The 12,358-nt window shown below is 68.1% G+C and carries 13 protein-coding genes; 2 read left to right on the plus strand and 11 right to left on the minus strand.

Annotated features, from left to right (window positions below; genetic code table 11):
• Positions 1-41 precede the first annotated feature (41 nt).
• The 5 genes from E3O57_RS09910 to rpsB all read right to left on the minus strand — a co-directional run bounded on the left by E3O57_RS09910 (position 42) and on the right by rpsB (position 4,296).
• Positions 42-1,022, minus strand: coding sequence for a phosphatidate cytidylyltransferase (locus E3O57_RS09910; protein ID WP_103459964.1), 981 nt, complete (start codon positions 1,020-1,022; stop codon positions 42-44).
• A 14-nt stretch (positions 1,023-1,036) separates the two neighbouring features.
• On the minus strand, positions 1,037-1,591 hold the full coding sequence (frr, locus tag E3O57_RS09915) for a ribosome recycling factor (protein WP_088456457.1): 555 nt from the start codon (positions 1,589-1,591) through the stop codon (positions 1,037-1,039).
• A 31-nt stretch (positions 1,592-1,622) separates the two neighbouring features.
• Positions 1,623-2,339, minus strand: a complete 717-nt coding sequence (pyrH, locus tag E3O57_RS09920; protein ID WP_088456458.1) for a UMP kinase — start codon at positions 2,337-2,339, stop codon at positions 1,623-1,625.
• A 191-nt stretch (positions 2,340-2,530) separates the two neighbouring features.
• Positions 2,531-3,358, minus strand: coding sequence for a translation elongation factor Ts (gene tsf, locus E3O57_RS09925; RefSeq protein WP_103432043.1), 828 nt, complete (start codon positions 3,356-3,358; stop codon positions 2,531-2,533).
• A gap of 11 nt (positions 3,359-3,369) precedes the next feature.
• Positions 3,370-4,296: a 30S ribosomal protein S2 gene (rpsB, locus tag E3O57_RS09930; RefSeq protein ID WP_103459965.1), complete on the minus strand. Its 927-nt coding sequence runs from the start codon at positions 4,294-4,296 to the stop codon at positions 3,370-3,372.
• 324 nt (positions 4,297-4,620) lie between these two features.
• On the opposite strand from rpsB, the gene E3O57_RS09935 reads away from it, so the two are divergent.
• Positions 4,621-5,346, plus strand: coding sequence for a M23 family metallopeptidase (locus tag E3O57_RS09935; protein WP_241990367.1), 726 nt, complete (start codon positions 4,621-4,623; stop codon positions 5,344-5,346).
• 23 nt (positions 5,347-5,369) lie between these two features.
• Here E3O57_RS09935 and E3O57_RS09940 read toward each other — a convergent pair whose 3' ends face one another.
• Positions 5,370-6,341, minus strand: a complete 972-nt coding sequence (locus E3O57_RS09940; protein ID WP_103460045.1) for a tyrosine recombinase XerC — start codon at positions 6,339-6,341, stop codon at positions 5,370-5,372.
• A gap of 112 nt (positions 6,342-6,453) precedes the next feature.
• Positions 6,454-7,392, minus strand: a complete 939-nt coding sequence (locus E3O57_RS09945; protein ID WP_103479587.1) for a phosphodiesterase — start codon at positions 7,390-7,392, stop codon at positions 6,454-6,456.
• 278 nt (positions 7,393-7,670) lie between these two features.
• Here E3O57_RS09945 and E3O57_RS09950 point away from each other — a divergent pair, with 278 nt between their 5' ends.
• Positions 7,671-8,324: a hypothetical protein gene (locus E3O57_RS09950; RefSeq protein WP_103459968.1), complete on the plus strand. Its 654-nt coding sequence runs from the start codon at positions 7,671-7,673 to the stop codon at positions 8,322-8,324.
• 103 nt (positions 8,325-8,427) lie between these two features.
• On the opposite strand, the gene dprA is transcribed toward E3O57_RS09950, so the two are convergent.
• The 4 genes from dprA to E3O57_RS09970 form a co-directional block, all read right to left on the minus strand.
• The gene (dprA, locus tag E3O57_RS09955) at positions 8,428-9,753 is read right to left on the minus strand and encodes a DNA-processing protein DprA (protein WP_103479588.1); all 1,326 of its coding nucleotides are present in this window, start codon (positions 9,751-9,753) and stop codon (positions 8,428-8,430) included.
• Positions 9,750-11,285: a YifB family Mg chelatase-like AAA ATPase gene (locus E3O57_RS09960; protein WP_103479589.1), complete on the minus strand. Its 1,536-nt coding sequence runs from the start codon at positions 11,283-11,285 to the stop codon at positions 9,750-9,752. The genes dprA and E3O57_RS09960 overlap by 4 nt, the downstream gene beginning before the upstream one ends.
• Positions 11,285-11,641 (minus strand): YraN family protein, encoded by a 357-nt coding sequence (locus E3O57_RS09965; protein ID WP_103479632.1) that lies wholly within the window; start codon positions 11,639-11,641, stop codon positions 11,285-11,287. Before E3O57_RS09965 ends, E3O57_RS09960 begins: the two co-directional genes overlap by 1 nt.
• Before the next feature lie 140 nt (positions 11,642-11,781).
• The gene (locus tag E3O57_RS09970) at positions 11,782-12,306 is read right to left on the minus strand and encodes a DUF1269 domain-containing protein (RefSeq protein ID WP_088456467.1); all 525 of its coding nucleotides are present in this window, start codon (positions 12,304-12,306) and stop codon (positions 11,782-11,784) included.
• Positions 12,307-12,358: the final 52 nt, after the last annotated feature.

Genomic DNA, 12,358 nt, shown 5'->3' on the forward strand with positions numbered 1-12,358 from the left:
CATTCTGCCCCACAGGACGCCGAGTGTCGAAAGCATCCGGGTCAGGCGAAGATGAGGTAGAGCGCATAGGCCGCGGCAGCTGACGGCAGGATGGAGTCCAGACGGTCTAGGAAACCGCCGTGGCCCGGTAGCCAGGAGCTCATGTCCTTGATGCCGAGGTCCCGCTTGATCAGCGATTCCGCCAGGTCACCGAAAGTGGCTGTGATCAGGATCACTACGCCGAAGATCGGACCGAACCACCACGGCTCGCCGAGCATGAAGATGGCCAGCAGGATGCCGACGACCACACATACGATGGCCGCTCCGGCGAAGCCCTCCCAGGTCTTCTTGGGACTGATCGACGGCACCATCCGGTGTTTGCCGAAGGAGAGTCCTGCGGCGTACGCGGCGGTGTCAGCGGAGATCACCAGTAGCAGGAACGCGAGCGTCCACCACTGGCCGCCCTCCTGGGTGACCAGAAGCACCGCGAAACTGGCCAGGAATACGACGTAGACCTGGATCAGGAAGCCGCCGCCGATGTCGGCGAGCACCACGCTGCGGGGTGCGCGGTGCCTGGGGAAGGCGAGCATGGCCAGCCGCCACAGGGTGATCAGCAGGATGCCGCCCAGCGTGGCGAGCCACTGGCCGCCGGCACCCCAGTAGAACGCGGCGGGCACGACGGCCACCGCCGACGCCAGCACCGGGATCCGGGGCACCTTCCGGCCGCCCCGTCGCAGAGCCTCGGCCAGTTCGAAGGCCGTGAACCCCACGACCACGAAAGCCACGATCATGAACAGCTCTTTGATGAAGATCAGGCTCACGAGCATCGCGCCGCCCAGGACCAGCCCGATCAGGGTCGCCAGAATCAGGTTGCGCCCTGTGCGGGCCTCGATGCGTTCGTTCGTCGCATCCAGCTGCGCCTTGGTGGCCTGTACCTGGCGTTCGATGTCGGCCTTGGTGGACTGCACCTGTGCCCGAAACTCGGCGCGGCCGGTGCCGCGACCCCGCTGGGGTGGCTGGGCGGGCCCTGGCTGATCCGTCATTCGCTTAGCCTCCGCTAGATAGCGAGGAGTTCGGCTTCCTTGCGCTTGAGGGCGTCGTCGATCGCGTCGATGTGAGTCTTCGTGATCTGCTCGAGCTCCTTCTCTCCACGGGCCACGTCATCGTCACCGACCTCGCTCTTGAGCGCGTCGAGTTCGTCCTTGGCCTTGCGGCGCAGGTTGCGAACGGAGACCTTGGCATCCTCACCCTTGGTCTTGACGATCTTGACGTACTCCTTGCGGCGGTCGTTCGTCAGTTCGGGCAGCGAAGCCCGGATGACGATACCGTCGTTGCCGAGGTTGGCGCCGAGGTTCGGGGTGTCCCGAATGGCGTTTTCGATGTCGCGCAGGGCGCTCTTGTCGTACGGGGTGATCAGGAGCGTGCGAGCTTCCTGGTTCTGCAGCGAGGCAAGCTGCCCCAGGGGCGTCGGGGTGCCGTAGTAGTCGACCAGGATCTTCTGGAACATCTGCGGGTTTGCTCGCCCCGTACGCACGGTGGCGAAGTCTTCCTTCGCGGCCTCGACGGCCTTATCCATGCGCTGGGTGGTGTCGGTCAGGACATCCGTAATCACGGTGACTCCTTCTTCGGTGGCTTCAATAATCCTAGTTGGAGACGAGGGTTCCCAGTTCGGCGCCGAGAATGGCGGCCGTCACGTTGCCGTGCGGAGCCATCCCGAACACCCGCATGGGCATGCTGTTGTCCATGCACAGGCTGAACGCCGTCGAGTCGACGACCTTGAGGCCGCGCTGGAGCGCATCCTGGTAGGTGATGCTGTGGATCTTGTGTGCGTCGGGGTTGGTGCGCGGGTCGTCTGAGTAGACACCGTCGACGCCGTTCTTGGCGACCAGGACGACCTCGGCACCGATTTCAAGGGCGCGCTGCGCGGCCACGGTGTCGGTGGAGAAGTAGGGCAGTCCGGCGCCGGCGCCGAAGATGACGACGCGGCCCTTTTCAAGGTGACGCTCGGCGCGGCGCGGGATGTACGGCTCGGCGACCTGGGTCATGGCGATGGCGGACTGCACACGGGTCTCGGCGCCGGCCTGTTCCAGGAAGTCCTGCAGGGCGAGGGCGTTCATGACGGTGCCCAGCATGCCCATGTAGTCGGCGCGGCCGCGGTCCATGCCGCGCTGGGAGAGTTCGGCGCCGCGGAAGAAGTTGCCGCCGCCGACGACGATCGCGATCTCGACGCTCTTGGCGGCCTCGGCGATTTCCCGGGCCAGGCTGCTGATGACGTCGGGGTTGACGCCGAGGCTTCCGGCCCCGAAGGCTTCGCCCGACAGTTTGAGGAGGACTCTGCGCTTGGTACCTGTATCTGACATGCCCGTGAGCGTCCTTCCGTTGTGGATCGTGATTCTAAAACTACCGGTTGAGCACCGGTGGGCTGTACCCCTGCTGCGGCCCGCCTGGAGCCGGGCAGAGAAGAAGGAGACCGGATTGCCGAGGCGATCCGATCTCCTTCTGTCTCATGCTGCCTTACTGGTTACTGCTGTGCCGGTTGCGGCGGAGCTGGTTACGCGCCGACCTTGAACCGGGCGAAGCCGGTGACGGTCAGACCCGCGTCAGCGAGCACCTTCGCCACGGACAGCTTGTTGTCCTTGGCGTAGTCCTGCTCGAGAAGTGCGACCTGCTTGAAGTACGCGTTGACGCGGCCTTCAACGATCTTGGGCAGTGCGGCGGCCGGCTTGCCCTCGTTCTCGGAGATCTCGGTGACGATGCGACGCTCGGCCTCGACGGCTTCTGCGGGGACGTCTTCGCGAGCCAGGTATTCCGGGTTCGCGAACGAGATGTGCTGGGCGATGCTGCGAGCGGTCGCGGCGTCCTCACCCGTGTAGCCCAGGACAACGCCCACCTGCGGGGGCAGGTCCTTGCTGGTCTTGTGCAGGTAGATCTCGAAGTTGTCACCGGTGACGGCCGCGACGCGGCGAAGTTCGAACTTCTCACCGATGATCGCGGCTTCGCCGTTGATGAGGTCTCCGACGGTCTGGCCATCCGCCGGAGCGGCAAGCGCCTCGGCGACGTTGGTGGCACCGGCAGCGGAAACCGCGTCCAGAACCTTCTCGGAAAGAGCGCCGAACTTCTCGCCCTTGGCGACGAAGTCGGTCTCGCAGGCGAGCTCGAGCAGGTAAGCGGTGTTTCCGATCACCTTGGCGGCCACGAGGCCCTCAGAGGTAGAACGGTCGGCGCGCTTTGCGTTGCCCTTTGCACCCTTGAGACGCAGGATCTCAACCGCGCGCTCGATGTCGCCATCGGCTTCGACGAGTGCGTTCTTGGTGTCGACCATGCCGGTGCCGAGGCGCTCGCGCAGGATCTTGACGGATTCGAGGTTGAAGTTTGCCATACCTGTTGTCCTTACTTGGTGTCGGCTACGGGAGCGTCGGCTGCAACCTCTTCGGTTGCGGCTTCGGCCGCTGCGGGCTCTGCTACTGCGGGTGCCTCTTCTGCAACCTGCTCGGTGGCGACGGTTTCGTCGGCCACCTTCTCGGTGTCAGCGGAGGACTGCTCGGGCGTGGTCTCGGCCGGAGCTGCGAGCAGCTCGGCTTCCCACGCGGCGAGGGGCTCAACTTCGGCGCCCTCTTCCGGCTTCTGGTGACGCTGGATGAGGCCCTCGGCCGCGGCGTCGGCGATGATGCGGGTGAGCAGGCCAACGGAGCGGATGGCGTCGTCGTTACCCGGGATCGGGTACTGAACGTCGTCGGGGTCGCAGTTGGTGTCGAGGATCGCGATGACGGGGATGCCGAGCTTGCGCGCCTCGTCGATGGCGAGGTGCTCCTTGTTGGTGTCAACAACCCAGAGCGCGGACGGCGTCTTGGTCAGGTTGCGGATTCCGCCGAGGCTCTTGTGCAGCTTGACGAGCTCGCGCTTCTTGATGAGCATTTCCTTCTTCGTGAAGCCGCTCTTGGCGGTGTCCTCGAAGTCGAGCTCTTCGAGCTCTTTCATGCGGGCCAGACGCTTGGAAACGGTCTGGAAGTTGGTGAGAAGGCCACCGAGCCAGCGCTGGTTGACGTAGGGCTGGCCGACTCGCGTCGCCTGCTCCGAAATGGATTCCTGCGCCTGCTTCTTGGTGCCGACGAAGAGGATGGTGCCGCCGTGGGCGACGGTCTCCTTGACGAAGTCATAGGCCTTGTCAACGAACCCGAGCGACTGCTGCAGGTCGATGATGTAGATGCCGGAACGCTCGGTGAAGATGAAGCGCTTCATCTTCGGGTTCCAACGGCGGGTCTGGTGCCCGAAGTGCACGCCGCTGTCGAGCAGCTGGCGAATGGTTACGACGGCCATGAGCCGTACTCCTTATCCGACGTTTCTGCACAGCAGAAAACGCCCATCGGTTTGTGTCGTGATCGGATGATCACTACTCCTGGTGCCCGGCGCACAACCGCCCGACTTCGTGAAAAGTCAGGACCGAGTGGATGTGTTGGCCGAATGGGCACGCGTAGTCAGCGCACAAAGCGCTGCTCAGAGAACTCTAGCACCCGGCCGACCCCGTCCGCGCACCAACGCGCTCCCCCACAGCCACTCCTCCACAGCCAGTACTTTTACACGTTTGGCACAGCCGGGCCCGCGGCGCGCCTCCCGCCCTCGACGTCGTCCGATGGTGGAGCCATGACAGCGACAGGACGCCCCGACAAACGCCTCGCCTCCACCCGTTCTCCCCTGCACAGGTTCCGGCCTCGCCGACGCCCGGCGCCGGCTCGGTTCCGTTGCGCGGCGCTGCCGGCCTGTGCCGTCGCGGCCGCAATACTCACCGGCGCACCAATCATGTCCGGCTCGCCGGCACCGGCGCTGGCCTCTGCGCCGGTGTCTGTCGTTGCGGAGCACAGTGCCGCGGCATCAGTTGCGGTTCCCGTGTCGGCGGCGCCCGCTGCTGTCCTACCCGGGCAGGCGGCGCCGGCCGGATGGGCTTGGCCCGTCGGACCACCACGGGAGCTGGCGCGTCCCTTCGAGGCGCCGGCCAGCCGGTATGCGGCCGGGCACCGCGGCATCGACCTCGTGGCCGGTGAAGGCCACCCGGTTCGCTCCCCCGCCGACGGGGTGGTCACCTTCGTGGGCAGGGTCGTGGACCGGCCCGTTCTGTCCATCCAGCACGGTGAGGGCCTGGTGTCCAGCTTCGAGCCGGTCTCGGCCACGGTGAGCGAGGGCGATCGGGTGCTGGCCGGGCAGGTGGTGGGCGTCGTGGCGACGGGTTCGCACTGCACCGCGCGCTGTGTTCACTTCGGGGTGCGCCGGCACGGTCAATACATTTCACCGATGCTCTTTCTCGGCGGGCTGGCGCGCGCGATACTGCTGCCCCTCCCGCCGATCGGCCCGGTACCGATCCCGGCCCGCTGACGCCCATCTCTCACGGATTGGCGTCAGGCGCGGGGGTGCGCGAGCCGGTAGCTCTGCTGCAGTCTCTCCGCCGAGACGTGGGTGTAAATCTGAGTCGTGCCGAGGCTGGCATGGCCGAGCATCTCCTGCACCGCGCGCAGGTCGGCTCCACCGTCGAGCAGGTGGGTGGCCGCCGTATGGCGCAGGGCGTGCGGACCGGCCGGACCGGTGCCGGGCATCGACTCAAGCAGGGCCGCGACCAGGCGGTACACGGCGCGCACCCCGAGGCGCTGCCGGTGGCTGCCGAGAAACAGGGCGGCCGGGTCGGCCCCCGTGACCCGCCGAACGGCCATCGTGCCCCCCGTCGCCTCTGACCGCGTCGTCTCGGCCGGAACCGCGGCGGCCAGCACCGGACGTGCCGCCCGCAGGTACCGCACGATGGCGCTCTGCGCCGGCACGCCGAACGGCACAACGCGTTCCTTGTCGCCCTTGCCGGTGACGCGCACCGTCAGGCGGGACAGGTCGACGTCCCCCACATCGAGTCCGACGAGTTCGGAGACCCGCAGGCCGGACGCGTAGAGCAGTTCGATGATGGCCAGGTCACGCACGGCTCCCGGGTCGTCGGCGCCCGCGGCGGCCACGAGGCGGTCGAGCAGTTCCTGCATCTGGCTGCGATTGATCACCCGCGGCAGGGTGCGACCGGGTTTCGGCGAACGCAGCCGCACGGCGGGGTCGCTGGGCAGCACGCCGTCCCGGGTGAGCCAGGCGGTGAACCCGCGCGCTGAGGCGGAGCGCCGGGCGATGGTGGCCCGCGCCAGTCCGGCCTGCGTTCCCGTCCACAGCCAGTCGCGCAGGAGTTCCAGGGTCAGGCCGTCGACGGTGTCCACCGCCCGGTCTTCGGCGAAGGTGGCCAACCCGGCCAGGTCGGCGCAATATGCGCGCACCGTGTTCACGGAGAAACCGCGTTCGGTGGTGAGATAGCGGGCGAAGCCGTCGATCGCCGGGTCGAGATGCATGCCTCCAGCATCTCGCGCACCGGGCGGGATGCCGGCACCGACGCGGGAATCGCCGTCATTCGCCCGCTCTCCCGCGCGGCGCTCACTCATGGTGATCCTCCCCCGGTCTCGGCTACCCGGCCGGCTGTGCGACGTGCCGGGAGAACGCCGCCAGCCGGTCTGTCGGGCTGAGCGCCTCCATCCGGTCGAGGTAGGCCGGATCGAAACGGGTGACCACGTCGAAGGCGCCCAGGGGAACGTTCGAGTGCACCACCTGGTCGGCATAGACGTGCACAAGATTGATCGACTGGCCGCCGCCGACCCCGGTGAGCTGGCGTGGCGGGGCTGCCGCGTCGATCGTGTAACAGGTGGCCGCGGCGACGGACACCGGGATTTCGGCGAACAGTCCCGTGGTGGCGTAGTGCAGGTGACCGCCGAGGATCGCGCGTACATCGCTGCCCCCGAGCACCTCGGCCAGCGCCGTCTGGTCGCGCAGTTCAAGGATGGTCATCAGCGGCAGGGCCGTGGGTACCGGTGGGTGGTGCAGGGCGAGCAGGGAACCGTGTTCGGCGGGTTCGCTGAGCACGTCGCGCAGCCAGGCGAGTTGGTCGGCGGTGACCTCGCCGTGGTGGTACCCGGGCACGCTGGTGTCCAGGGAGATCACTCTCAGTCCGTTGACGTCGACGACCCTGTCGACGGGCCCGTCGTGGGCCTCGACACGCAGGAGTTCGGTGCGGAACGCCGCCCGTTCATCGTGGTTGCCCATCACCCAGACCAGTGCGGCGCCCATCCGCTCTGCGGACGCCTCGACGATGTCGCGCACCCGGCGGTACGCATCCGCGTCGCCTCGGTCGGCGATGTCTCCGGTGAAGATGAGGGCGTCGATGGCCAGGCCGGAGGCTTCCAGCTGCGCCATCGCGCGATGCACTGTGCTGTCGGTGTCGACGGCGTCGTACAGCAACCGCCCGGATCCGTCCGCGCCCGTGCCGAGGAAGTGAGTGTCGCTGAGGTGCGCGATGAGGTGGGAGGCCGGCCGGTACTGGCCCATCTGTACAGTGTCTGTTCCGGTCATGAGCTACCCCTCGCTGATCCGACGGACTGAATCGACGCCCTCGGTGTGACGCGCCGTCAGGAACACCCTAGGGCGTAGCGCCGACAACGATTCCGAGGAGATCCCGCGTACTGCGACACCGGCTGTCACCTCGGATATCGGCGCGCCGACTCCCGACACCTGCGGGGCCGGCGCAGTACGGCACGGTTAGATGGTGCCATCTGTTCACGCTGTTCTTGGGGGTCCTGTTGGTTTCGAAACGCTATACCTGTGTTCTGGTTGCACTCACACTCTCTCTCGTGACGGGCTGTTCTCAGGCTGACGAAACCCTCGCGGTACCGGACACCAGTGAGGCGCCAGCCGCGGAGGCCGGCCCCGAGGCGGACGATCTCGCGGCCCTCGCCCTCACGGTCGCGGACCTGCCGTCCGGTGGCTGGAGCCTGGAGCCGTCCACCAGCACCGACTCGGAGGATGCGGAAGTCTCCACCGACAAGTCAACAGGGGACCTGTGTGCACTGGACTTCGCGAGTGCCTTGTCCGTTGACGAGGCCGACAACCTCAACGGACACACCTTCACGCGGGAGACACTCGATCAGACCCTGAGTACCGGGGTGTTCATTGTCGAAGACGGTGAACAGGTCATAGCGGACTTGAGCGCAGAGCTAGCCTCCTGCACCGAACCCCTGGCAACGACGGAAAACGGTCGAGACACGCTGATAGAGATCGACGACTTAGTAGGCGGCGAGGCCGCCATCGAGGGTGATTCCCTGGCCTGCCGCCAGATAAAAATGACCTTCGGGTATAACGCGTTCGCCGGCTCGATCTGTTTCGTCGCCGACGGTGACCTGGTCGTGTCGACGATGACCACCGGACCGTCCATGTCCCCCGTCCAGGCCGAAGAGTTCGCCCAGCTCACCAACGCCGCCACCCAGAAGGCCTTTGCAGCCCGGTAGTCCAGGCCCAGACCTGCGCGGAGCACAACTGTCGCCGCTCCGGACAAGTGCGCCCGGTGTGCCGGGAACATGTGTCCGGACGGGGAACAGTCAGGCCGGCGACTCAGGTGACCCTGACCCAGCCGGTCGCTCGTTCCCGCACCGAGCCCTCAAGGTCGAGGGTGCCCAGCGCCCCGAGCACCGCCACAGTCGACAGCCCGGAGCGCCGGGCGATGTCGGCAGCTACGCGAGGCGCCCGCACGCTGAGCGCATCGAACACCCGCACCTGATCGCTCGTGCGTTCCCGCGGCACGGTTCCCTCAGCATCCCGGCCGGCCGCCCCGGGCACGTCCAGCTCCAAATCCACGCCCAGGCCGATGAGCTCGGCCATCTCGGCGGCGCTGGTGACGCAGATGGCGTCGTAGTCCCGCAGTAAGCGGTGACAGCCGGCGGAGGTGGGCGAGGTGACCGGGCCGGGAACGGCACCGAGCGGGCGCCCGAGCGCTGCCGCGTGCCCAGCCGTATTGAGCGATCCGGAGCGCCAGCCCGCTTCGAGCACCACGGTGGCCGCACTCGAAGCGGCAATCAGCCGGTTGCGTTGCAGGAACCGCCATTTGGTGGGCGGCGCCCCACAGGGCAGCTCGGACAGCACCGCGCCGGCCTCGACGATGCGGGTGAGCAGGGCGTCGTGTCCGCTGGGGTAAAAGCGGTCAACTCCCCCGGCCAGAAATGCGACGGTCGTTCCGTTGCTGGCCAGCGCCGACCGATGTGCCATACCGTCGATCCCGTAGGCCGCCCCCGACACAATAGCGAGTCCCCGGTCGACCAATCCCGCCGCCGCCTCCATCGCCACGTGTTCGCCGTACCCTGTCGCAGCGCGAGCGCCGACCAAGGCGATGGAGTGGCGGAGCGCCGCCAGGGCATCCGGCTGACCTCGCCACCACAGGGCGAGCGGGGCGTGCCGGCCCAGGTCGTCGACAGCGCCGGGCCAGAGCGGGTCGCTGGGCAGGAGCAGTGCCGTTCCCGTGCGCCGGGCCTGCTGCAGCGACCGGATCACCTCGGTCGACGATAATCGTGGTCGCCACCGGGCGAGTGCCTGCTCCAGCTCCGGGCGGAGTCCGGCAGGGTCACCCGCCTCGTGCTCGTCAACGGAGTCCGTGAGCGTGCCGGCCAGTCGGTCCGGGGGCCACGCCTCCACCACCGAGCGAAGGGCCGCCGCCGCGCCGAGCAGGCCCACCACGGCGCCGGCGACCCCGTCCCCCGGTTCGGCGATCGTGGTCCAGGCCGCTCGGGCGAATACCTCCCCAGGGTCGGAGGGCCGCGCAGAAGTGAGCTCGGCATCGGCGGGCCGGGCATCCGCCGACTGCTCCTCACCGGGTGCTGCGGCGGCCGGGCGAACGCCGGCGGTGAGCGAGGTCACCACCGCCTCGTCGATTCCGAACAGTGTCATGACGCCATTCCCTTCCGCAGGTATAGGGCCTGCCCCACTTCGTCTGGCCCGGGTCTGGCGACTCCGGTCAAATCCGCGACAGACCACGCCACCCGGAGTATCCGGTCGTAGCCGCGCATGGTGATCCCACCCCTCTCAAGGGCCCGGTCGAGCATCGCCGTGACCGGGGCGCCCAACCGTCTCTCGGAACTGCGCAGCCAGGGCCCTGACACCTGCGAGTTCACCGTCCAGGGCGTTCCGGCCAGCCGCTCCGCCGCCTTTTCCCGCGCGGCCAGAACGCGGCTGCGGGCCGCGGCGCTGGACAACCGGCCGCCGTCGGCCGAGATGCGCAATTGCGCTGCGGTCACCCGGGTCACGGTGAGCTGGATGTCGATGCGGTCCAACAGCGGGCCGGAGATGCGGGCGAGATAACGGCGCCGCGCGTTCGGCGGACAGCTGCACTCCTGATCGCCGGCGCCGTATTGGCCGCACGGGCACGGGTTCGCGGCCAGCACCAGCTGGAATCTGGCGGGAAAATGGGCGATGGCGTTCGCCCGGTGGATGCTGATCCGACCGGATTCCAGGGGCTGTCTGAGGGCGTCGAGCACCGCACCGGAGAACTCAGGTGCCTCATCCAGGAAGAGCACCCCGTGGGACGCCCGCGCCGCCGCACCCGGCCGGATCTGCCCGCTGCCGCCGCCGACCATCGCGGCCGCCGTGATGGTGTGGTGTGGCGACTCCAACGGGGGCCTGGTGATCAACGAACGCCCCACCGGACGGCCGCTCAGCGACCGCAGCGAGCTCACCTCCAGAGACGCGGCCGGGCCCAGGTCGGGCAGCAGCCCCGGCAGACGGGCCGCGAGCATGGTCTTGCCCGCGCCTGGCGGCCCGAGCATGAAGAGATGGTGACCGCCGGCCGCAGCCACCTGCAGGGCCAGGATGGCCTCGTCGTTGCCGACGACGTCGAGCAGGTCGAGGCTCTCGTCGGCCGGGTCGTCCTCAACGGGAGCACGCAGCACCTCCACCTCCTGGGGTTCCAACCTGGCGCCGTGCCAGATCAGCGCGTCACGGAGCGACGACACCCCCACCACCCGGATCCCCGGCACCAGGGCCGCCTCCTCGGCGTTGCCGGCCGGGACCATCACCGTGCGGTGCCCGAGCCGCGCAGCGGCGATCACCGCCGGCAGCATGCCGGGCGTCGGCCGCAAGCGCCCGTCCAGGGCGAGCTCGCCGATGTGCACCACAGCGCCCACCGACGCGGCCGGCACCACCCCGTCCGCAGCCAGACAGGCCACCGCGATGGCGAGGTCGAAGCCGGAGCCGTGCTTGCGCAGGGCGGCGGGCGAGAGGTTCACGGTGAGCCGGTGACCGTTCAGCGCACAGCCGGAGTTCTTGGCCGCGGCACGCACCCGTTCGGCGGCCTCGGCCAGGGCCGCGTCCGGCAGCCCGATCAGCCGCATCCCCGGCAACTGGCTGGAGATGTCGGCCTCGACCTCGACGAGCGACCCGGCGAGGCCGATGAGTGCGACGGAGTGGGTGCGGGCCAGGCCCATCAGAACACGCCCTCGAGGTGTTCGACACTCGGTGCGTGGCCCGGGCGAGCGATCACCGCGATGGCGTCGATGCGGATGTGTCGCGCCCTCGGCTCGAATTGTGCGCACCAGGCCCCGGCCAGCCGGCGCAGTCTGGCCAGCTTGGCCACCGTGATGGCCTCGAACGGATGCCCGTATCCGGTCCCTGAGCGGGTTTTCACCTCGACGAACACGATGTCGCCGTCCTTGGCGACGATCAGGTCGATCTCTCCCTGCCCGCACCGCCAATTGCGCTCCACCACCGTGTACCCCGCCCGCGCCAGGTACTCCGCGGCGCAGTCTTCGCCGCGCCGGCCCAAATCGTCTTTGCGTGCCACGAGCACCTCCGCGACCAGCATGCGAGGACCGGTCTCGGACGCGACACGGCGGTGTCGAGCCTGTGCACACACAGCGCAGCCCGCCCCCTGTGGAGGAGCGGGCTCTCGGTGTTCGGCTGATGCGGATTGAACCGACCGAACTAAACGGTGTCGGAGCGCCCCTCCGCCTGCATTTCCCTGGAGGCCTGCGCGAGCTCTTTGTCGAGCTCCTTCGCGTCGACCTTCAGCTCCTTCTGGAGGTGCTTCTGCGCCACGAGGCCCGCCTTGCGGAATTCCTCGTCGAGACGGTCCTTGCCCACGACGATGAGCGCGGCCTCGCCGGAATCGAGCAGCTCGCCGAGTTCCTTGATGTCACCACGGTCCAGGCTCCGCCAGAAGTGCCCGACAACGCTGCCGGCTGCTCCGCCGACGATGGCGCTGCCGATGATCGCCGGAGGGAACAACAGTCCGACAACAGCGCCGGCGGCCACGCCGGTCCAGCCGGCATGTTTGCTGGTCTTGCGGTGAACCTGCACCGAGCCATCGGCCTCCTTGGTGGCGACGGCGGCGTCGTAGGTTCCGATCACCTTGGTGGAGTGCAGTTCACGCACAACCTCAAGGTCGGACTCGGCCGTTGCCGCGTTGGGGTACACACCGAGATAGAGGAAGACGGATTCGTCGGACATGGAAACTCCTTGTTTCACGTGGGATTTCGGAAATGGGTCGCTGTCGCAGGGG

Origin of the sequence: Cryobacterium sp. TMN-39-2, from assembly GCF_004402745.1 — a bacterium.
GTDB lineage: Bacteria > Actinomycetota > Actinomycetes > Actinomycetales > Microbacteriaceae > Cryobacterium > Cryobacterium zongtaii.